This is a genomic window from Elusimicrobiota bacterium (assembly GCA_016182905.1).
Lineage (GTDB): Bacteria > Elusimicrobiota > Elusimicrobia > UBA1565 > UBA9628 > GWA2-66-18.
Map to the genome: position 1 here is coordinate 19,009 of JACPFR010000063.1, position 22,081 is coordinate 41,089.

General features: G+C 69.1%; 15 protein-coding genes and 1 pseudogene. 4 read left to right on the top strand and 12 right to left on the bottom strand.

The window, feature by feature from the left end:
- Nucleotides 1-32 precede the first annotated feature (32 nt).
- Nucleotides 33-6,017 carry a hypothetical protein gene (locus HYV14_18370; GenBank protein MBI2387956.1) on the top strand — a complete coding sequence of 1,995 codons (5,985 nt, stop codon included), beginning with the start codon at nt 33-35 and terminating at the stop codon, nt 6,015-6,017.
- A gap of 59 nt (nt 6,018-6,076) precedes the next feature.
- Here HYV14_18370 and HYV14_18375 read toward each other — a convergent pair whose 3' ends face one another.
- From HYV14_18375 to HYV14_18400, 6 genes are all read right to left on the bottom strand, one after another.
- A complete protein-coding gene (locus HYV14_18375) occupies nt 6,077-7,264 on the bottom strand; it encodes a hypothetical protein (protein ID MBI2387957.1) in 1,188 nt (395 codons plus the stop codon).
- The gene (tsaA, locus tag HYV14_18380; GenBank protein MBI2387958.1) at nt 7,261-8,016 is read right to left on the bottom strand and encodes a tRNA (N6-threonylcarbamoyladenosine(37)-N6)-methyltransferase TrmO; all 756 of its coding nucleotides are present in this window, start codon (nt 8,014-8,016) and stop codon (nt 7,261-7,263) included. The genes HYV14_18375 and tsaA overlap by 4 nt, the downstream gene beginning before the upstream one ends.
- Before the next feature lie 8 nt (nt 8,017-8,024).
- Entirely contained in the window at nt 8,025-8,348 is a 324-nt protein-coding gene (locus HYV14_18385; GenBank protein MBI2387959.1) for a hypothetical protein, read from the bottom strand.
- Between the two features lie 12 nt (nt 8,349-8,360).
- The gene (locus HYV14_18390) at nt 8,361-9,932 is read right to left on the bottom strand and encodes a hypothetical protein (protein ID MBI2387960.1); all 1,572 of its coding nucleotides are present in this window, start codon (nt 9,930-9,932) and stop codon (nt 8,361-8,363) included.
- A 69-nt stretch (nt 9,933-10,001) separates the two neighbouring features.
- Nucleotides 10,002-11,876 carry a glycogen synthase gene (locus tag HYV14_18395; protein MBI2387961.1) on the bottom strand — a complete coding sequence of 625 codons (1,875 nt, stop codon included), beginning with the start codon at nt 11,874-11,876 and terminating at the stop codon, nt 10,002-10,004.
- A gap of 70 nt (nt 11,877-11,946) precedes the next feature.
- Nucleotides 11,947-14,418, bottom strand: a complete 2,472-nt coding sequence (locus HYV14_18400) for a protein kinase (GenBank protein ID MBI2387962.1) — start codon at nt 14,416-14,418, stop codon at nt 11,947-11,949.
- Nucleotides 14,419-14,528: 110 nt separating this feature from the next.
- Here HYV14_18400 and HYV14_18405 point away from each other — a divergent pair, with 110 nt between their 5' ends.
- Nucleotides 14,529-14,837, top strand: a complete 309-nt coding sequence (locus tag HYV14_18405; protein MBI2387963.1) for a hypothetical protein — start codon at nt 14,529-14,531, stop codon at nt 14,835-14,837.
- 22 nt (nt 14,838-14,859) lie between these two features.
- On the opposite strand, the gene HYV14_18410 is transcribed toward HYV14_18405, so the two are convergent.
- From HYV14_18410 to HYV14_18435, 6 genes and pseudogenes are all read right to left on the bottom strand, one after another.
- A complete protein-coding gene (locus tag HYV14_18410) occupies nt 14,860-15,222 on the bottom strand; it encodes a response regulator (GenBank protein ID MBI2387964.1) in 363 nt (120 codons plus the stop codon).
- 4 nt (nt 15,223-15,226) lie between these two features.
- A complete protein-coding gene (locus HYV14_18415; protein ID MBI2387965.1) occupies nt 15,227-15,577 on the bottom strand; it encodes a helix-turn-helix transcriptional regulator in 351 nt (116 codons plus the stop codon).
- A 156-nt stretch (nt 15,578-15,733) separates the two neighbouring features.
- Nucleotides 15,734-17,116, bottom strand: a complete 1,383-nt coding sequence (locus tag HYV14_18420) for an FAD-dependent oxidoreductase (protein MBI2387966.1) — start codon at nt 17,114-17,116, stop codon at nt 15,734-15,736.
- Between the two features lie 51 nt (nt 17,117-17,167).
- Nucleotides 17,168-17,905 (bottom strand): glycosyltransferase family 2 protein, encoded by a 738-nt coding sequence (locus HYV14_18425; protein ID MBI2387967.1) that lies wholly within the window; start codon nt 17,903-17,905, stop codon nt 17,168-17,170.
- Between the two features lie 20 nt (nt 17,906-17,925).
- Entirely contained in the window at nt 17,926-18,999 is a 1,074-nt protein-coding gene (locus HYV14_18430) for an SDR family oxidoreductase (protein ID MBI2387968.1), read from the bottom strand.
- Nucleotides 18,906-20,177, bottom strand: a pseudogene (locus HYV14_18435) (UDP-glucose/GDP-mannose dehydrogenase family protein). The gene HYV14_18430 and the pseudogene HYV14_18435 overlap by 94 nt, the downstream one beginning before the upstream one ends.
- A gap of 33 nt (nt 20,178-20,210) precedes the next feature.
- Between HYV14_18435 and HYV14_18440 the strand changes: the two are divergent.
- Together HYV14_18440 and HYV14_18445 are read left to right on the top strand one after the other, a co-directional pair.
- Complete coding sequence (locus HYV14_18440) at nt 20,211-21,539, top strand: nucleotide sugar dehydrogenase (protein MBI2387969.1); 1,329 nt, start codon at nt 20,211-20,213, stop codon at nt 21,537-21,539.
- Nucleotides 21,539-22,081, top strand: a 543-nt coding sequence (locus tag HYV14_18445) for a hypothetical protein (protein MBI2387970.1), incomplete at its 3' end; no start/stop codon positions are given. The genes HYV14_18440 and HYV14_18445, both read left to right, overlap by 1 nt.

Here is a 22,081-nt window from a genome sequence, read left to right on the forward strand (position 1 = left end):
AAATAGGATCCTCCGTCCTCGTTGAGAGCGCCATGAAACGATTCTTGCTCGTCCTGTCCATCCTCGCGGCGGTGGCGATGCCCGCTCGCGCCGATCTCTCGAAAGCCGACGGCCTTTTCGAGAAGCGCCTCTACCAGGAAGCCCTCAAGGAGTACGAGGCCGCGCTCAAGTCCGCGTCCGGCGAGGAGCGCCTCAAGGCCCTGTACCGCGCGGCCGAGTCCGAGGCCCTGTTGTTCCGTTACGCCGAGGCCGCCCAGCGCGTGTTCCCGGAGAAGCTGCCGCAGGACCCGGCTTGGCGGGGGCGCTTCCTGATCCTGCGCACCGAGCTCGCCCGCGAGTTCCTGAAGCAGTACGGCTGGGCCGCGCCCCAGGATGAGGAGGAGGGGGCCCGGGACCTGACGAAGCGCACGCGCGCCGAGTGGGAGAGCGACCTGCGTGCCGACTACCAGAAGCTGTGGGCCGTGCGCCGGGCCCTCGCCGAGCTGCCGATCGCGGGCGAGGCCTATTTCGTCGACCTGAAGGACGCCGACGCCGCGCTCGCGCCGACCTTGTGGGACCTGGCGGTCCTGCGCTGGACGGGTTACCTCCTGTCCGAGGCGCCCGCGGAGCCGGGTAAGAACCCGCCGGGACTTTCCTTCCTCGTCGCCGATTACGCGGGGACCTATGCCCCGGGCGCGCCGCCCGCCGCCCAGGCCGGCGCCGTCCTCGAGGAGAGCGCCCGCATGGGCGGCCCGGGCCGCGAGGTCGTCCGCGAGACCTGGAAGCTCCGGCGTCTGCTGATCCCGTTCCGTCACTCCGGTCTGGTCGCCGCCGTGCCGGACTATCCGGCGGCCCGGAGCAGCGCGGTGGCCCTGCTCCGGGGCTGGATGAGCTCCTTCACGACCCCCGGCGCCAAGGCCGAAGCCGGCTACGAGGCGGCGGTGCTCCTCAACGCCGGCGGCAGCCCCGCCGAGGCCGTCGCTCTCTGCAAGACCGTGGAGGCGAGCTGGCCTCAGGTCCGCTCGGCCAAGGCCGCGGCGAAGCTGCGCGCCCAGATCGAGATGCCGATGCTGTCCGTCACCGGGCGCTTCGCCCCGCCCCCCGGCAAAGACATCCTGCGCCTGTCCACGCGCAACCTCGAGCGCGTGCACGTCGCCCTTCACATCGTCGAGCCGGAGGAGATCGCCGAGCTCTCCCGCCGCCGGGGGGACGACTGGTCGGCCCTTCGCAGTCCCGACATGGAGCTGGTCAGATCCTTCCTCGCGACGCGAACCCCCGCCGCGCGCTACGCCGTCGACGTCAAGGCGCCCTCACCGTATCAGCAGGTCGAGACGCAGGCCGTCCCGCCGGCGCTGACGGCGGGGATCTATCTCGCGATCGCGAGCAACGACGCCCGGCCCAAGCCCGGCTCGTCCTTGATCTCCGCGGTGTTCGTGAACGTGACCGAGCTGTTCCTGCTCGGCTCGGCCGGGCCCAAGGGGCCCGAGCGCGATTTCATCTTCGACCCCGCGGAGCCTCGGGAGCGCACCGTCGCGGGCTTCCACCTGTACGCGCTCGACGCCGGCACCGGCGCGCCGGCGCGCGCCGCCCGCATCGACGCGTTCAAGCGCACGAACTGGGGCCAGGTCGAGCGGCTGTCTCTGACGACCGACGACGCCGGCGTGGCCGAGGTCCCCGCGACCGTGAGCCTGATCTACGGCGACGGCAGGAGCTTCTCCCTCGATCCGCTCGCCCGCTCCGGGCCCAGCCGCGCCTACTGGCAGAATCCTTCCCATTTCAACGTCGGCGTCCCCGCTCCGATCGAGATCCATCTGGAGACCGACCGCCCGATCTACCGCCCCGGCCAGACCGTGCGGGTCAAGACCACGGTCCTGCGCCGCCTGCCGCGCGGCTACAAGGTCTACGACGGCGCCTCGAAGCTGACGGTGCATCTCAACGACGCGAACGGCCAGGAGCTGTGCAAGGCCGAGCCGAAGCTCAACGCGATGGGCTCGGCGTCGGTCTCGTGCGCGATCCCGACCGGCCGCCTGCTCGGCCAGTACTCCGCGCAGGCGATGATCGGCGACTTCGAGCGGAATTTCTCCGGCCACCTGTCCTTCGCCGTCGAGGAGTACAAGCGGCCCGAGTTCGAGGTGAAGGTGGACGAGAGCACCGGCATCTGGCGCTACGGCCGCACGGTGTCGGTGGGGGGTGAAGCGAAGTATTATTTCGGCGGCGCCGTGCCGGACGCGCCGGTGACCTACCGGGTGACGCGTTCCGTGTACATCCCGTGGTTCTGCTGGTGGTGGCGGTGGCAGTGGTCCGGCCGCGGCCCGACCGAGGTGGCCACGGGCCAGGTCAAGACCGGCGCCGACGGTAAGTTCTCCTTCCCGTTCACGCCCCAGCCGTACGATCCCTCGGCGAAGAACGCGCCGCCCTCGCGGTTCACCGTGTCGGTCGAGTCGCGGGACCCCGGCGGCCGGACGATCACGGCCGAGCGCTCCTTCACCGCCGGCGACAAGTCCGTCCTCCTCTCCATCGAGCCCCCGGCGGGTTTCGCCCGCGCCGGCAAGCCTCACGCCGTCGGGCTCAAGCTCCTGAACCTCAACGAGAAGACGCAGGACGGGACCGGCTCCTATACGCTGTACCGCCTGACCCAGGATCCTCCCATGGACGGGGGCGACGCGCAGTGGGGAGGCCGCTTCGGGGAAAGCCAGCCGCTCGAACAGCTCTATAAGGACGTGCCGAACGGCCCCGAGGCCGCCGCAGGCAAGCTGCGCTTCTCCAAGGACAAGGCGATCTTCGCGGGGCTCCCTGGGCTCGCCGAGGGCGCCTATCGCCTCGTCGTGCGCGCCGACGACCCCGCGGGCGGGAGCGTCGAGCAGTCGGTCATCGTGCTCTCGGCGGGGAACGGGAAAACCGCCCTGCGCCTGCCCGCGGTCTCGCTCGCCGAGCAGGGGACCGTGCTCCGCGGCGAGACGGCGCGCCTGCTGATAGGGTCCGCCGGCCTGTCCAAGCTCATGATCGTCGAGATCTGGGGCGGTCCGTCCATGCTCGAACGCCGCGTGCTCAGCGGCGGGGGCGTGCAGATCCTCGAGGTCCCCGTGACCGACGATCACAAGGGCGGCTTCACCGTGCGCTGGTTCGGCGCCCAGGACTTCAAGATCCGCTCGGGGCAGGCCCGCGTGGAGGTTCCGTGGAAGGACCGGGAGCTGTTCGTGAAGCTCAAGCACGACGCGGTGATGAAGCCGGGCCAGAACGTGCGCTGGTCGCTGTCCGTGTCGGACCGCGACGGCAAGCCCGCGTCGGGAGAGGCGGCGGTGCGCGTGTACGACCGCTCGCTCGAGTACTATGCCGGCGCCGCCGGGGCCTGGACGGCCGGGTTGTACTCCGCGCGCTGGAACTACTCGCCCGCGCAGGGCTCGTTGTTCGTCCCGTACGGCCATCAGCTTCCCGTCGACGAGGGCTGGGTCAAGAAGATGATGGATCTTTACCACTCGGCGATCCGCGAGCCCATGGCGCCCGGCCTGCGCATCAACCGCAGCCGCGTCTACGGCGGACGCTTCTCGGGCATGAAGCTGTACGCTCCCGCCGCCGCGGCCGCGGGGGGCGCTTTCTCCCGCGCGGAGGAAAGCGCGGACATGATGGCTCAAAGCAAAAGCGTCGACGGGTCCCTCTCCGAAGCGGCCGCGGTGAGAGGCTCCGCGGGAGCGAGGCGGAAGAATGGGAATGAGAGGGAGCAGGATAAGAAGGAATCCGCCGGGAAGGCGCCCGAGCCGCCCGTCGCGGCGCGCAAGGACTTCTCCGAGACGGCGTACTTCGAGCCCCACCTGGCGGTGAAGAACGGAAAAGCCTTCTTCGCCTTCAAGGCCCCGGAGCGCCTGACGAGCTGGAAGACCAGCGCGGTGGTGCTGACGCGCGACGTCAAGCGCGGGACCGTGTCCGCCGAGTCGGTGACGCGCAAGGACCTGATGGTGCGCGTCGAGATGCCCCGCTTCTACCGCGAGGGCGACGAGGGGCTGCTGCAGGCCATCGTGCACAACGAGACGGGCGCGCCGATGTCGGGCGAGGTGACCTTGCTCGTCACCGAGGACGGCCAGGACGCGGCGGCCAAGCTCGGCCTGACCGGGACGGTCGTCCCGTTCACGGCGAAGCCGCACGGCATCGCGCCGCTGTCATGGACCGTGAAGGCTCCGCGCGGCATGACCACGTTCCAGGTCCGCGCGGTGGCCCGCGCCGGGACCTTGGCCGACGCCGAGGAGCGCGAGCTGCCGATCCTGCCGTCGCGCGAGCGCCTCATCGAGACGGCCTTCGCCGTGCTCGACGGCGAGACGCGCAAGGTCCTGGCCGTGCCGGCCTGGACCGAGCCCGATCCCACGCGCGAGCACGAGTCGGTCCACGTTCAGGTCGACCCGCAGCTGGCGCTGATCGTCCTGAACAGCCTGCCTTCCCTCATCCATTACCCGTACGAGTGCACCGAGCAGCTGCTCGACCGCTACGTGCCGCTGGCGATCGTCAACGCGTTCTACAAAAAGTATCCGGCGCTGGCCGTCGCGGCGAAGAAGATACCGAAGCGGAACACGGTCACCCCGGCCTGGGACCGCAGCGATCCGCGTCGCCTGACGCGCCTGATGGAGTCTCCATGGGAGGAAGCATCGAAGGGACGCAAGTCCGGCTGGCCGATCGTCGACATGTTCGACCCGAAGACGGTGGAGGTCGAGCTCGCGGACTCGCTGGGCAAGCTCAAGTCTTATCAGCTCGACGACGGGAGCTTCCCCTGGTTCCCCGGCGGGCGCTCGAGCCCGTACATGACCTTGCTCGTCCTCGCGGGCTTCGCGGAGGCCCAACGCTACGGCGTGACGCCCCCGGCCGAGGTGGTCTCGAGGGCCTTGGCGTACACCAACAACGAGATCCCGCGGCACCTCAAGCCCGAGGAAGGGGAGCTCTCCCTGATCCTGTACGCGGCGTACACCGTCACCTCGTTCCCAAAGACGATGCCCGGCGCCGAGCAGGGCTGGCGCTTCGCCAAGGTCTGGGCGGACTACGCCGACAAGCACACGGACGCGCTGACGCCGTTCGGCCGCGGCTACGCGGCCTACGTGTACTGGCGCCTCGGCGAGAAGGCGAAGGCGGACCTCTACCTCGCCCGCGCCCTCGACGGCGTGCGCACGGATCCCATCGCCGGGACCTATTGGGCGCCGGAGAAGATCTCCTGGCTGTGGTACAACGACACGGTCGAGAAGCACGCCTTCTTCCTGCGCACCTTGCTGACGATGAAGCCCAAGGACCCGCGCATCCCGGGGATGGTGCAGTGGCTGCTCTTCAACCGCAAGGGAAACGAGTGGAAGTCCACCAAGGCCTCGGCCGCGGCGATCTACTCCTTGCTCGACGTGCTGAAGTCGCGCGGCGCGCTCGACAAGGGCGACGGCTACAAGATCCAGTGGGGAAATGAAGTCGAGTCGGCCCAGGTACAGCCGTTCGACTGGCTGTCCCAGCCCCTGCGCTGGAGCCGCTCGGGGGCCGAGGTCAATGAGACGCACGGCAAGGCCGTCATCGACAAGACCGGCCCCGGCTTCGGCTTCGCCTCGTTGACCTGGATCTACAGCACCGACAAGCCGCCGAAGGCCTCGGGCCCGGGGATGATGGAGGTGGAGCGGACCTGCTTCCGCCGAGACAAGAGCGGAGACGGCTACAAGCTCGCGCCGCTGTCCTCCGGCGACGCCGTCGCCGTCGGCGACCAGATCGAGGTGCGCCTGACGGTCAAGACGCGCTCGCAGTTCGAGTACGTCCACCTCAAGGACCCGCGCGGCGCCGGGTTCGAGGGCGAGGAGCTGCGCTCGGGCTGGAAGTGGGACCTGCTCTCTCGCTACGAGGAGCCGCGCGACTCCTTGACGAACTTCTTCATCGACTGGCTGCCGCACGGCGAGTACAAGCTCGCCTACCGCGTCCGCCCGACGACGCCGGGGACCTACCGCATCGGCGCGGCCGTGCTCCAGTCGATGTACGCGCCCGAGATGACGGCCCACTCGGACGGGATGATCCTGAAGGTCCGCCCTTAAGCGCGGCCGACTGTTTCCGGAAACAGTTCAGGCCGGACTCGCGCCGGTGCGAGCCCGGCCTAGACCTTGAGGTGCTCTTCCTCGACCGAGGAGGCCCAGGCGCAGGCGAGGATCGCGGCGCCCAGCGCCGCGAAGGTCCAGGGAAGGGAGATCTTCGTGAGCAGCCCGACGACGGGCAGCACGAGGATGCCCATGAGCTGGCGGCCCATGCCCACGGTGGACAGGACCGTCGCGCGCTGGGCGCTTCCGATGTGCTTGTTCATGTAGTTCGAGATGAGCACCGAGCGCGACATGCCGAAGGCGGGGATCAGGACGAACAGCGCGCACGCGGCCCACGGGTTCGTCGCGAAGGGCAAGGCGAGGAACGCGAGCCCCGGGATGACCGCGCTCCAGGCCAGGTAGCGGCGCGTCCCGCCGAATAGGCTCTCGAGCCGTTCGTGGCCGCTCATGACGGCGATCTGGGACAAGGTCAGAGCCGCGGTGACGAAGCCGTAGACGCCGACCCCGACGCCGAGCTCCTTGAGGCGCGGCTGGAACAGCCAGATCGTCATGAAGGACAGCATCGAGATCGTGATCGAGTCGAACGCCAGGGCGCGCAGGGGCTTGTGCGAGGCGAAGTAGCGCACGCCGCGCGTCAGGACCTCGCGGTAGCCGGGCTTGGCGCCTTCTTCTCCCGTGGGGGGCTCTTGAAAGGAGAGGGACACGAACAGGGCGAGGGAGAAGGGGATGAGCATCGCGAGCAGCGGGGATTGCAGGCCCCAGCGCGCGGCCATCAGGCCGCCGAGCGGCGCGGCGAAGGCGATCGCGCCGATATCGAACGACGAGAGCAGCGAGAGCGCCCGCTTCGAGGAGCCCTCGTCGCCCGCGGCCTTGAGGCTGTCATAGACCATGGCCTCGTCCGCGCCGGAGGCGAGCGCGGCCGACGCGGCCCAGATGAACTCGGCGAGGAGGTAGCGCGGCAGGCCCTTGCCCGTGGCGTAGATCGCCGTCGCGATCAGCAGGCAGGCGCTCGCGCAGACGACCGAGGTCTTGCGGCCGAACTTGTCGGCGACGGCGCCGGTCGGCACCTCGAGCAGGAAGATCCAGAGGAAGAACCAGGCCTGGAGCAGGAGCATCTGCGGCAAGGTCAGCCCGCCCCAGTCGGTGAAGAAGGGCACGAGCACCCCGGCGAAGAAGTGCATGTGCGTCAGGGAGCGCCACAGGTACATGCGGCGCACGTTGCCGCGCCAAGCTTCGCGGCTCGTCACGCCAGCTTGACCTTGGCGGGGGAGACGCGCCGTTCCTTCTTGTGCATCTTCGTGCCGGTCACCAGCCGCAGGACGGTGGCGACGCCGTTTTGAACGGAAAAATGGCAGTCGAAATCGTGAAGGAAAAACCCAAGCTCCAACCCCTCCTTCGTTTGCGCTTTGTCGCGGGGGTTCCTCAAGTCTTGACTCAGTATGTCCGTCAGAACAGCACTCAATCCGTTGACGTTAAGCCGTTTCTCCGCCGCCTTGATGTCGTTCTTCGCGGCGGCGGACATTTCAACCCTCAACACCGGGAACGGGGCGTCTTTCACCCAGCCCGGCGACGCGTGCGGCACCGAGTCCCACTCCGGGATGTACGGCTTGACGTCGAGTATCGGCGTCCCGTCCACGAGGTCTATCCCCGCGAGATGCAAAGTCGCGCCCTCGATCCGCACGAGCCGCGCCAGCGACAGCCCGATCGGGCTCGGCCGGTGCGGCGACCTCGACGCGAACAGCCCGACGCTCTCGCCCTTCAGGCGCGGCGGATGGATCTTCGGCCGCACCGTCTTGTTCGTGTTGAGGTGGAAGTAGGAGATCAGCCAGACGTGGCTGAACCGCTCGAGGCCGGCGAGGGAGTGCTCGGGGAGGAACTCGCGCGCGATGGTCAAGGTCGCGGTCGCGCCGGGCACGAGGAGCGGCTGCCGCGGCGTGCCGAACTTCTCTCGGAAGCAGGAACGCAGCTTGCCGATGACGCGCAGGGGCTGGGCGGGCATGGGGCGGCTTACGAATCGACCTGTTCGAGGAGCTCGGCCTTGTCGTTGAAGACGAGGAAGGACGCCTTCTCGCCCGCGGCGACGGCGGCTTCCTTCCCGGCGTACGCGGCCTCCACGGCCTCGGGCTGCTTCTCGAAGTCGCCGAGCCAGCGCAGAAGGCCGCCGTGGTCGCGGCGGGCGGCGCGGAACCACTTCGGCTCGATGGGGCGCTCGGCGTACAGCGCGGCGACCTCCGGCGGGACGACGAGCGGGCTGACCTTCTTCAGCCAGCGCACGACGAGCCAGGCGAAGAACAGCGGGATGACGACCCAGTAGATGAGGGGAAAAAACATGGCGTTATCGGCTCAGCGAGAGGCGGCGAGGGGGGCGGGCTCGGGGAGCCCCGCTTCCTTGGCCGCGGCCTTCGCCTTGTCCATGTACATTTTAGCCGATGCGGGGGTGTGAGCGCGAGCCGCGAGCACCTGATAGATGTGCACGCGGAAGGCGGGCCAGCGCGCGCGCTGCTCGGCGAGGAAGGCGTCGAAGTAGGGGTTCGGGACGGAAACGTTCTTCTCGTACATCGCGGCGACGGACTTGAGGAAGCCGTCGAGGTCCGCGGCGGCGTCGGGGACCATCCACTGGTCGTGGCCGTTGTTGCGCGCGGCGGGGTCGCGCTCGAGCTCGGCCAAGCGGAACAGCATCTCCTGGAAGAAGGCCTCCTGCTCGGCCTCGAAGGTGAGCTTGAAGTAGCCGGGCGTCCACGGCGGCCGGCGTCCCTGGACGGCGTGGGTGAGCTCGTGCAGGACGGTGGAGCTCATCTCCCGGATCAACTGCCGCTGAAGCGCGGGGTCCTTGAGGAACTGCTCGACGGTCCAGCCCCGGCCGGTGACCTCGCCCTCGTTGAGATAGACCCCGTCGAAGAGATTCTCGTGCTGGCCGTAGGAATCGTCCTGGCGGGAGATGAAGAACGGGGGCAGGCGCAGGACGCCGCCGCGGTCGCGCAGCTTGTCCAGGACCTCGCGGCCGACGGGATTGGGGGCGAGGACCTTGAAGACCTCGTCCTCGACGGCGCCGCCCGAGATCCAGCGCGCCCGGGTCTGCTTCGCGGCGGGATCGTGCCTTTCGGTGTAGGCCTTGACGCGCTCCACGACGGGGCCGGTCGCCTGATAGGGGACGACGGCGGCGCCGAGGCCGAGGACGACGCCGAGGGCGACGACGGCGAGCTTGGCGCGGCGGCTGGGCGGGGGCTTGGCGGCGGTCTGCGGCGCCCGCTTCAGCTTGCGCCAGACGGCGAGGACGAGGGCGACGGGAAGGACGACCGCGAGCATGAGCGCGTCGGCGGCGACGGCGGCGTAGGCGAGCTTCAGCGCCGGCGCCGCGCCCCACAGCACGGGGACGGCGACGGCCGCCGTCGTCGTGAGGAACATCGCCTTGCCGAAGGCGTTCTGAAGGGGGTTCTTGTTCCGTCCGGCCTTGTACCGCTGCAGCAAAGTGCGGCGGGGCTGCGCGGCGGCCTCGGGCTGGACGGGCGGCTCGACGGAGGCCGCGGCCGAGCGCGTGACCGAGCCGTCGAAGATCGCGCCGGTCCCGGGCGCGATCTCGGGCGAGGCGGCGGAGCGCAGGGTCTCGAGCGGCGTCGCGGTCCGCGCCGGCGCGAGCGCGGGGAGCGTGGGGACGGCCGAGACGGGCCGGGCCGGGAGCGGGGCCGCGGCCGACGGGACCGGAGACGGGCCGAGGGACGCGAAGGCGGCCGGCGTCAGCGAGGCGCCGAGCGCGGGCGCGAGGAGGCCGGCGGCGGGCGCGACGAGGCCCGCGGGGACCGGGACGGGCGCCGCGGGGGCCGGCAGCGAGGCCCGGCCGAGCGCGGTCTGGGCCTGGGCGGGGACGGAGCCCAGGCCGAGCGCGAGCGCCAGGATCGACGACAGCAGCCGCTTCATACAGGGAGGATAGCGGCTTGCGGCCGTGAAGAGACGGTGCAAGGGGGCCGCGGAGGCCCGGGAGAAGGCCTAGCGCTTTTCGGGACTTTCGGCCCGCAACAGGCGCCGGAACAGCGCCTCGTACACGTCGAGGGAGACTTCCCAGGACGAGTCCTTGCTCATCGCGGCGCGGCGCGCCAGCGGAAAGGCCCGCGGATGATGATAGCCGGAGACGGCGTCGGCGATCGCGCGCGACAGGGAGATCGAGGCGACGGCGCGGATGATCAGGCCGTCCCCGTGGATCGGGTCGTCGCGCAGGTCCCGGACGGTGTCGGCCAGGCCGCCGACCATCGTGACGATCGGCAGGGCGCCGTAGCGCTGGGCGATGAGCTGCGACAGGCCGCAGGGCTCGAAACGCGAGGGCATGAGCAGGAAGTCGGCCGCGGCGAAGCCCATGCGCACGAACTTCTCGTCGAACGGGTACGACGCGACCTTCCCGGGGAACGCGAGCACGAGCGCGGCGCGCAGGGCCTCGGTCTGGGCGTCGCCGGCGCCCATGATCAGGAGCTGGCCGCCGAGGCGCACGACGTCGCGCGCGGAGTCGAAGATCATGTCGATGCCCTTCTGATGCGCCAGGCGCGAGGCGACGAGGAAGAGCGGGGAGCCGGGTTCGACGTCGAGCCCGAGGTTCGTCTGGATCGCGGCCTTGTTCGCGGCCTTGCCCTCGGCGACGCCGTCGATGTCGTAGTGGTGGGCGACGTCGGGGTCGGTCGCGGGGTCGTACAGCACGGGGTCGATGCCGTTGATGATGCCGTGCACGCCGTCGGGGCGGGCGCGCAGGGGGCCTTCGAGGCCCATGCCGAACAGGATGTTCTCGAGGATCTCCTTCGCGTAAGTGGGGCTGACGGTGGTCACCGCGTCGGCGTTCACGATGCCGGCCTTGAGATAGTTGGCGCCGCCGTGGTGCTCGAGGGCCGCGTCGTCGAAGCCGAGCTTGCCCGCCGTCGCGAGCGCGAAGGCGCCCTGGAAGGCGATGTTGTGGATGGTCAAAGTGGTCTTCGTGCCCGCGAAGAACGCGTCGTTCGCATAGACGGTCCTCAGGAAGGCGGGGATCAGGGCCGCGTGCCAGTCGTGCGCGGAGATGACGTCGGGCTTGATGTCGAGGGACTTCATCACCTCGAGCGCCGCGCGCGCGTAGAAGCCGAAGCGCTCGTCGGCGTCGTCGACGCCGGCCGCGTCGTAGGCCGAGAGGCCGAGCGCCGCGTGCTTGGCGGCGTACGGCCCGCCTTCGCGCTCGTAGAACTCGGGATGCTCGAGCAGGACGACGCGCACTCCGTCGCGCCGGCCGACGAGGACGTTCGCCGTCTCGACGCGGCCGCCGATCGGCACCGACACCGCGCCCGCCTTCCGCAGCTCGACGCCGGCCGTCTTGAGATCGCGGTACTTGGGCAGGACCATGGTCACGTCATGGCCGCGCGCGGCGAGGCCGCGGGACAGGGCGTCGACGACGTCGGCGAGGCCGCCGGTCTTGATGAAGGGCACCGCCTCGGAGCCGGCGATGAGGACCTTGAGCGCGCCGTCGAACATCGCGTCGGAGGCGCCCTTCTGATGTTCGGCGGAAACGGGCGCCGGCGCCGCGGCGGCGGGCGCGGAGGGCTTGTCCGGCGTCGCGGGGACGGCGGTCTTGAGAGCGGTCAGGGCGGCGGGGACGGGTTGAGCGGCGATCGCAACGGCGGCCGACACGGCGGGAACGACGGAGGGAGCGGGAGTGACGGCGCTCAGCGCGGAAGGCGACGGCAGCGAGGCATTCAGGGGCGAAGGAACATCGCCGATCGACGGCGCCGATAGGGATGAAGCGCCGGTGTTTCCAAGATGGATCCGGGGAACGACGGAGACGGCGTTGCCCCGCACCTGGGCGAAGGAAGGGACCGGAACGAGCAGGAGGGCGACCAACAGCCTTTTCATCCCTTCCATTATAAGGCGGGACGGCCGGACGGGATAAGAGCCCTTAGGCCTACCGTCCGGACCGGAGGGCCTACCGGCGGGGCGTCTCGAGGCCCTCGAGGGCGCGCAGCAGGTTCCCGGCGGTCGTGTAGCGCTTGTCCGGGTCCGGGTCGAGCGCTTTCCGGAAAATATCGTCGAGGCCGGGGGGCAAGCGCGCGTCGAGCTTGGACGGCGGCTCGTAGGCCTGCTTGAGCTTGTTCATCAGCAGTCCCGCTCCCATTCCGGCGAACGGCCGCCGTCCGGTGAGGAGCTCGTAAAGGCACAGCGCCATCGCGTAGACGTCGGACTCCTTGCGCGCCACGCCTTGCTCCTGCTCCGGCGCCATGTACTGCGGAGTGCCCACCGCCGAATTCGTCTTGGAATGGCGGCTCAGCGCCTCCTCCGTCAGGCGCGCGATGCCGAAATCCATGACCCTCACCCGCCCCTCGCCGTCCACCATGAGATTCGCGGGCTTCAGGTCGCGATGGATCACGCCGTGCCCCTGAGCGTAGTCCAGGGCCGACGCCACCCCGCGGAAAAGGTCCCGAGCTTTCTCGAAGGGGAGCTTTTTATCCCGCTCGATGACTTCGTGGAGGGTCCGTCCCGCGATGTGCTCGAAAATCAGGTAAACCTCCCCGTCCTGCTCGACGATGGTGTGGATCTCGACGATGTGGGGGTGCCGGAGCCTCGCCACCAGCTTCGCCTCGGCGATGAAGCGCGCGCGCTCCCGCGAATCCCACCGGATCTCCTCGCGCATCCGCTTGATGGCCACGACGCGGTCCAGGGAGCGGTCGCGGCCCAGGTAAACCACGCCCATGCCCCCCGCGCCGATCTCACGGCCCATTTCGAATTTCCCGTCCAAGAGTTCCGGAGTTTTTCGGAAGGCGGACAGCGGCGGGGGCGCCGGCTTCCGTTTCAAGCGGGCGCCCAGCATCAGCATCGTCGCGACCGCGGCTGCCAGGCCGGCGAGCATCAGCAGCGGGGGCGGTCCCGAGCGCGAGGGCTCGGCCGCCGGGACGGGCTGCGAGTCCGCCTTCTCTCCCGGGAACATGAAGATGATGTCGCTCTCCAAAGGCAGGCTGAGCGCGGAATCGAGCGCGGGGGCGAACTGGGGGTTCAATCTCGCGGCGGCGCGCAAGGAGGCGAGCGCCCCCTCGCGATCTTTCAGGCCGCCGAGGGCCCACGCGCGGTTGTAGTGAGCCATGGCGTCGCCCGGATCGGCCGCGACGGCGAGATCGGCCGCGGCGAGCGCCCCCCGGTAATCCTTCATGTAGTTCAGCGCGTTGGCTTTGGCGTCGAGCAAGAGGCCGTTGTCGGGGGCGAGCTTGAGTCCCGCCTCCGCCGCCGCCAGCGCCTCGGGATAATTCTTGAGGCGGATGTGGGCCATGGCCGCCAGCCCCATGGCCTCCGCGTTGCTCGGATTGAGCTCGACCGCCTTGCTCAGGAGCCGGACCGCCGCGTCGGCGTCGCCCAGGCCCATGCTGCGCCGGGCGTCGGCGACGAGGCCGTCGGAGCGGCGCAAGGAATCGAAGGGCGCGGTCCCGCCCGCGAGTCCATACGCGGCCGCTGGCGAGCCGCCCATGGACGCGGGTCCTCCCGGCGCGGCGCCGGCATCGACGACGGACGGGCCTCCGGGCGGCGTCCACTCCGCGGCCGCCCCCGGCACGCGGCCTTCCGAGAATTTGAGCGTGGCGTAAGCCCGATCGTTGCGAGGATTGATCTTCAGGGCGGCGACCGCGTCCCGGACGGCGCCCGAATAGTCGCCTTGGCGGAGTCTCGCCTCGGCTCTGCCGCTCAGGGCGGCGTCGCTGCTGGGATCCCGCTCCAAAGCCGCGTCGAAGGCCGCCCGCGCCTTGCCGGGCGGGCCGGCGCCGTTCAGGGCCTGCCCGAGATAGGTGTAGAAAGCGGCGGAATCGGAGGCGGCGGCGTTGCGCTCCGCGTATCGCAGGAGCTCCGCGGGAGAGAATATTTTTTTGACGATCGGATCGGAGAACTTGATGAAGTCCCTTTCGTAGGCGCTGCGGCCTCCGGGCCGCGGGCGGAACCCCTCCATGGTCGTGCGCAGCCCGCTCTTGATCTCCGAGTGGCGGCTGCGGTAGTCGTCGGAGTCGGGGGCGAGGGTCTTCTTCTCGACGTCCTTCTGCAGGTCGACGAATTGATAGGCGCCCTTGATGAGGTCCGCCGTCGCCAGCTTGTTGCAGCCGTCGGCGTACTTGCAGCGATCCGAGAATCCGGTTATTCCCTCGTAAGCCCCGTCCCCGAACTGCTTGTTGAACTCCGTCGCGCGCTCGCGTTCCCTCTCCGCGAAGGACGGCTGCGGCGCGCTCGTCGCGGGAACGGGGGAACCGGGAACGGGAGTCACGACGATGCCGGCGGCGGCCGGAGGGATTCCCAGCCGCTCCCTGCGGCGTTTCATCAGCAGATCGAACTGCGCCTGCTCCTCGGCGGTCGTCGTCTCGTCCTGGCCGGCGGAAGGCGTCGCGCCGGCCAAGGCGATCGCCATCAGGCCGATATGAAGAATCATGGCTGTTCCTCAGTGTAGTCGGCCTTCGCGGCATTGTCAATGAGGGCCCTTGACAACGCCCGGGCGGGAGTTTACACTGGAAAAAGGTCCGGTGTGGAAGGGATTAATCCATGAGATCCACGATCGCCTTGCTCGCTCTCGCCCTGACGCTCGGCGCCGCGCTGCCCGCGGCCGCCCAAGAGCATCCCGACGTCGTTTACCAGAACGCTCTTCTCGCCCGCGCGCTGTCGCCCGCGGACAAGGGTATCTGCGACGAGAAGGCAGGCGCGAAGGATTCCGCCGCCCGCGACGCCTGCCGCGTCACCCGTCTCTTCATCTCCGACATCAACGCCGGCCAGGATAAGGGATTCCCGCCGATGACGGACATCAAGTACGCGGTCAATAAAGAGGAAAAGGGAAAAATCCTGGACCGCATATAGGCGCCCGTCCCTTCTTGAGGACCTAGCCGAGCAGCTCGAGCGCCTTCGCGACCAGCTCGGACGGGAGGAACGGCTTCTGCATATACGATATCCCGCCGTCCCGCAGCTCGAGCGGCAAGGGATCGGTCGAGATCAGGATGATCTTGAGCGCGGGGCGCGCGGCGCGCGCCTTGGCGATCAGGCCGGCGCCGTCGAGCCGCGGCATCATCAGGTCGGTGATGAGCAGCCCGATCTCGCCGGCTCCGTCGGCTTCGAAGGCGGCGAGGGCCTCGACGCCGTCCGCGGCCGCCACCACCTTGATGATCCCGGCCTGGGCGAATGCTCGGACCATGAGGCCGCGGATCGGGGTGTTGTCGTCGGCGAACAGAACGACCGGCGCGTCCACGTGGTCAGCTCCCGTTGGTCCGCAGGTCTTTGAGCTCGGCGGCCAGATGGCGGAGGGTCGAAAAGAGAAGCTGGCGCTCGGGCTCGGTGCGGGCGCGCAAAAGCAGGTCGATCTTCCGGGAAATGGTCCCTTTTTCCGTCGGGCGCCCGCTCTTGAACAGATGGGCCATGTCGACGTCGAGGGCGGCGGCGATCGCCGACAAAGTCGCGAGGCTGGCCTTCTTGTGGCCGCGCTCGATCATCCCGATGAAGGCGGGATGGCGCGACGAGCCTTCCGCCAGGTCCTCGAGCGTCATTCCGAGCTCGAGCCTGCGGTCGCGAATCCCTCTTCCCACGGCGGCGTAGATGGGCTCCATCGTGAGCCCAAATCTATCAATACCCCTGAGAAGAATGAACATCCCACAGGGAGTAATTAAAATAAGCCTTTTGGGCTTGTTTTAGCGCGGGGTCTTGAGTCTCCGCGATAGACGGCTCTGGGCAGAGTCTAGCACGACCGGCGGCCCGGACCTAGTCTATTTCGGGGCAACGGCGGCGAACATCGATTCGACGCTGGTGAACTTCTCGCGGATCTTTCCGGCCTTGGTGCCGTTGGCTTTTTCCAAGGCGTCGAGCATCTGCCAGTCGACGAAGCTCAGCGCGCGGACCTTCTTGTCGGCGAGCAGGCGCAAAGTGGCCTCGAGCGAGGCGTCGGCGGCGGCCGGGACGGCTCCCGCCTTGACGTCGGCGAGCAGGGAGTGCACCGTCGCGACGGAGTCCGCGCGGTTGGTGCCGATCAGCCCCGAGGGGCCGCGCTTGGCCCAACCGACCACGTACTGGCCGGGCAAAGCGGGCTTGCCGGTCTCGGGGACGACGCGGCCGTCGGCGTGCGGGATGTGGCCCGATCTCTCGTCGAAGGGGACGCCCGGGATCGGGATGCCGCGGTAGCCGACCGAGCGGAGCACGAGGCCGACCTTGATCGTCTCGAAGGTCCCGGTGCCGACCGCCTTGACGCCGCCTTTCCCGTCGTCGACGAGCTCGTTCTTCTCGAGGCGCAGCGCGTTCACGCGGCCGTTCTCGCCCGTCAGCTCGACCGGCGAGACGAGGAAGCGAAGGCGCACCTTGCGCTCCTTGAAGCCGTGGCCCTTCTTCGCCTGCGCCTGCACGTACTCCGTCTTCTTCTTCGCCGCCGGATCCTTGATCGACGCCGGGTCGATCGCCGCCTCGGCGCCGTCCACGACGAGATCGGAGGCGCTGAGGCCGCCGATCTCCTCGATCTCGGCCAGCGAGTAGGCGGCCTCGGCCGGGCCGCGGCGGCCGAGCAGCCAGACGGTCTTGACGCGGCTCTTGCGCAGGGCGTCGAGGGCGTAGGCCGCGATGTCGGTCTTGGCCAGCCCCTCGGCGTCGCAGGCGAGCAGGCGCGCGACGTCCATCGCGACGTTGCCGACGCCGACGATGGCGACGGCGTCCGTGCCCAGGTCGAAGCTCCGGTCGCGATGGTCGGGATGGCCGTTGTACCAGCCGACGAACTCGGTGGCGGAGTGCGAGCCCGCGAGCTCCTCGCCGGGTACGCCCATGTGGCGGTCGCTCTCGCAGCCGACGGCGTAGATCACGGCGTCGTGGCGGGCGGCCAGCTCCGCGGCGGAGATGTCCCGGCCGAGCTTGACCCCGCCGAAGAAGCGCACGCGCGGGTCCTGGGCCGTGCGTTCGTAGACGGCGGCCACGGACTTGATCTTCTGGTGATCGGGGGCGACGCCGCCGCGCACGAGTCCGTACGGGGTCGGCAGGCGGTCGAACAGGTCCACGCGCACGGTCAGCCCGGGGGCCTTGAGCAGGGCCTCGGCGGCGTAGAAGCCGGAGGGGCCGGCTCCGACGACGGCGACGGCGAGGGGGCGCTGCGGCGTTCCGAGTTCGGACATAGGGGGGCTAGGCTACAAAGTTGCGCGGCCTAAGGCCAGCAGGCGGCGGGGTCAGCGGCCGGAGAGCAGGCGCAGGATCAGCGACAGGTGGCGGCGGAGCTCGCGGCCGCGCTGGAGCTTGGAGACGCCGGCGGTCCGGGCTCGCAGCGGCGCCGGGACCTCGGCGACGACGCGCCGGTCGATCATCGCGCGGGCGGCGATCTCGGCGTTGATCTCGAAGCCGTTCGAGACGATGTCGAGGTCCCTTATAAAGGCGGTCCGGTAGAGCCGCAGGACGGGGGTGTAGGCCGTCAGGCGCATGCCGAACAGGCCGCGGTACAGGGCGTTGATCATCAGGCTCGGCAGCGCCCGCACCCAGGACACCCCGGCCATGTCGCCGGGGCGCAGGTAGGGCGAGCCGGAGACGAGGTCGGCCTTCGCGGCGATCCCCGCTGCCAGCATGTCCTTGAGCGCGGCGGGCGGGAAGGTGAGGTCGGCGTCGAGCGTGGCGATCCACTCGCCGCGCGCCTCGGACATCCCGGCGCGGATGGCGCCGCCCATGCCGCGGTTGGGGGCGAGCTTCACGAGACGGACGTCCTTGCGCGTCATCAGAAGCTCGGCCGCCTTCGAGGACGTGTCATCAAGGGATCCGTCGTCGACGATCACCACCTCGTAGGCGGCGCCCAGCGCGTCGAGGGCGGGGAACAGATCACGGTCGTACCGGGCGATGTTGCCGGCTTCGTTGTGGCAAGGGAGGACGACGGTCAGGACTGGGTTCAGCCGCCCTCCAACGGCGTGTGGAAGCGGCATTTCCTCGCCATATGGCTCGGTCAGAGGACGGTGCGGAAGTAGGCGATGGTGCGCTTGAGGCCCTCCTCGAGGGGGACCTTCGGCTCCCACTTGAGCTTCTTGCGCGCGAGGGTGATGTCGGGCCGGCGGACCTTGGGGTCGTCGATCGGCAGCTTCTTGAAGACGATCTTCGATCTGGACTTCGTCAGGCGCTTGATCGTCTCGGCGATCTCGAGCAAAGTCATCTCGACGGGGTTCCCGATGTTGATCGGGCCCGTCTCCTTGGAGCGGACGAGGCGGTCGATGCCGTCGACGAGGTCGGTGACGAAGGTCAGGCTGCGGGTCTGGGAGCCGTCGCCGTACACGGTGATCGGCTTGCCCTTGAGCGCCTGGGTGATGAAGTTGGGGACGGCGCGGCCGTCCTCGGTGCGCATGCGCGGGCCGTAGGTGTTGAAGATGCGCACGATGCGCACGGGCACGCCGTGGGAGCGATGGTAGGCCATCGTCAGGGCCTCGGCGTAGCGCTTGGCCTCGTCGTAGACTCCGCGGGGGCCGATCGGGTTGACGTTGCCCCAATAGGTCTCGGGCTGGGGGTTCACCTCGGGGTCGCCGTACACCTCGGACGTGGACGCGAGCGCGAAGATCGCCTTCTTGTCCTTGGCGAGGCCCAGGGCCTTGTGCGTGCCGAGCGCGCCGACCTTGAGGGTCGGGATCGGCCAGCGGGCGTAGTCGATCGGGGAGGCGGGGCTGGCGAAGTGCATGACCAGGTCGAGAGGGCCGGGGACGTGCAGGTAGTTCGTCACGTCGAGCTTGATGAAGCTGAAGCGCGGGTTCTTGATCAGGTGCTCGATGTTCGCCATGCTGCCGGTGATCAGGTTGTCCACCGCGATGACCTTCGCGCCCTTGGCGAGGAAGTTGTCGCAGAGGTGGCTGCCGAGGAAGCCGGCGCCGCCGGTGATGAGGACGCGCTCGATCACGGGCGGCCCACGCCGGCGTAGTCGAAGCCCAGCGCGCGCGCCTTCTCCGGGTCGAAGAGGTTTCGCCCGTCGAGGAGCACGGCGGTACGCATCAGCTTCTTGGCGCGGGCGAGGTCCAGGTCCTTGAAGCGCGGCCATTCGGTCACGATCGCCAGGGCGTCGCAGCCCTTGATCGCGTCGTACTCGTCCTTGGCGAAGTGCACCCCCTTGAACTCGGGGAGGACCTTGGCGCGCTCCATCGCGACGGGGTCGAAGGCGCGGACCTTGACGCCGCGGGCGCGCAGGCCGGCGACGACCTCGAGCGAGGGGGCGTAGCGCATGTCGTCGGTATTGGGCTTGAACGCGAGGCCGAGGACCGCGACGGTCTTGCCCTCGAGGTTCCAGAGCTTCTCCTCGATCTTTCGGGATACCCAGGAGAGCTGGAGCGCGTTGATCTCCTGGACGGCTTTGAGGAGCTTGAAGTCGTAGCCCTTCTGCTTGCTGATCCAGTAGAAGGCCTCGAGGTCCTTCGGGAAGCAGAAGCCGCCGAAGCCGATGCCCGCGTTGAGGAACATCGGGCCGATGCGGCGGTCGAGCCCCATGCCCTGGGCGACCATCTTCACGTCCGCGCCGACCTTCTCGCACAGGGCGGAGACCGCGTTGATGTAGGAGATCTTGGTCGCGAGGAAGGAGTTCGACGCGTGCTTGATCAGCTCCGCGCTCTTGAGGTCGGTGACGAGTATCGTTGCCTTTAATGGCGCATAGATCTCGCGCATCAAGGTCTCGGCGCGCTTGGAGGACACGCCGAGCACCACCCGGTCGGGCTTCATGAAATCCTTGACCGCGGACCCTTCGCTCAGGAACTCGGGGTTCGACACGACGTCGTAGGGGGTGCCCTTCTTGTTGAAGCGCTGGATCGTCTTCGAGACCCAGTCTCCGGTCTCGACCGGGACCGTGGATTTGTCCACGATCACGGTGTAGCCGGTCATGTGCTTGGCGACCGTCTCGGCCACGTGCTCCACGGCGGAGAGGTCGGCGGAGCCGTCGGCGCGGGGAGGGGTTCCCACGGCTATAAAAACAACGGAAGCGCGGCGTCCCTTATACAGGAGGCCTTCCTCCACAGAGGCCGCGAAGGTCAAATGGCCGGACTTCACGACGCGCTTGAACACCTCGTCGAGGCCGGGCTCGTGGATCGGGACCTTCCCGGCCTTCAGGGACTTGAGCTTGCGCGGGTCGGAGTCGACGCAGACCACGCGGTGGCCGATCTCGGCCAGGCAGGAACCGGTGACCAGGCCGACGTAGCCGGCGCCTACGACGCAGACATCATGGCTCTTCATAGGGAGGGACGCATTCTTTCATAAATAGCGGGGATGGACAAGTCCTGCCCCATCCTCTATACTCTCGCCGTGAGCCTCGATCGGAAAATCCGCGAGAAAACCGCCCGCGTGGGCGTCATCGGCCTGGGCTACGTCGGCCTTCCGCTGGCCGTCGCCTTCGCCCGCCGCGGCTTCAAGGTCACCGGCATCGAGGTCGACGCGCGTCGCGCGTCTACCCTTAATAGTGGGCGCTCCTACATCGAGGACGTCCCGTCGAAGGAGCTCGCCGCCCTCGTCCGCTCGGGCGCGCTGACGATCGACGACACCGGGGCCGGCATCGCGAAGCTCGACGCGGTCCTTATCTGCGTGCAGACGCCCCTGCGCAAGACGAAGGAGCCCGACATCTCCAACATCGTCGCGGCCTGCGGCACCGTGGCCAAGCGCCTCAAGCGCGGGACCTTGATCGTCCTCGAGAGCACCACCTACCCCGGCACGACGCGGGAGGCGGTGCTTCCGGAGCTGGAGAAGTCGGGCCTCAAGGCCGGCAAGGATTTCTGGCTCGCTTTCTCGCCCGAGCGCGTGGACCCGGGAAACGAGAAGTGGCACATCGAGAACACCCCCAAGGTCGTCGGCGGCATCGACGCCCGCTCGACGCGCCTCGCCGTGGCGCTGTACTCGTCGGTGATCTCGAAGGTCGTGCCCGTGTCGAGCGCGACCGCGGCGGAGCTGGTCAAGCTCCTGGAGAACACCTTCCGCTCGGTCAACATCGCGCTGGTCAACGAGCTCGCGCAGATCTGCGACCGCCTCGGCCTCAACGTCTGGGAGGTCGTCGCCGCCGCCGCGACTAAGCCGTTCGGCTTCATGCCCTTCTGGCCCGGCCCCGGCATCGGCGGCCACTGCATCCCCAAGGACCCGCAGCTGCTGGCCTGGAAGATGAAGTCCCTCAATTTCGAGCCGCGCTTCATCGAGCTCGCGTCCACGGTCAACGGCCAGATGCCGCGGTACGCCGTCCGCCGGGTGGCCCGGCTGCTCAACGAGGACGCCAAATCGGTCAAGCGCGCCAAGATCCTCGTGCTCGGGGTCGCGTACAAGCCCGGCGTCGGTGACTTCCGCGACTCGCCCTCCCTCGACATCATGCACCTGCTGGCCGAGGACGGGGCCCTCATCTCCTACCACGACCCGTTCGTGCCGCGCGTCTCGGTCGGCGGGCGCTCCTGGTCCAGCCGCCGCCTGACGGACGAGGCGGTCCGCGAGGCCGACTGCGTGCTGATATTGACCGCGCACCCCGGCGTCGATTATCCTCGCGTCGTCCGCCTGGCCCGCCGCGTCTTCGACGCGCGCAACGCGCTCGCGGGCCTCGAAGGCAGGATCGAGAGGCTCTGATGGCCGAGACCCCGCCGCCGCCCGCGCCGGGAGCCGGCGCGAACCTCGAGAAGCAGACGCTCGAGGCGCTCAAGGCGATCGGCAAGGCGCTGGGCCAGATGGCGCTGTACAAGGTCGGCCATCCCGCCGTGATCGCGACCATCGCGTCCGCGCACGAGAACCTGGCGGCGGCGCTCTCGCTCTCCTCGAACGGCGAGCTCGCCGTCGGCATCGACCAGGACAAGCTCATCCTCAACGGCCGCGTCGTCGGCAGCCTGTCGCAGCTGCCCGTCTCGCTCGCCAACCTCTTCAAGCGCTTCAAGCTCACGAGCCTGTCGTTCAAGACGGGCCTGAGCGCCGACGAGCTCGTCGCCTTCTGCGAGCTGGCCGCGATGCGCCCCGACTCCCCGGCCGCCGCCGACCCGAAGGGCTGGCTCGCCGGACGCGGCGTCTTCAACATCACGTTCAACGAGGCGGTCTACCTCAAGGCCGGCGACAAGGCCGCGGGCCCCGGCGCGGGACCTGCCGCCGAGGGCGCCGCCCCGGGCGCCGGCGCCGGCGCG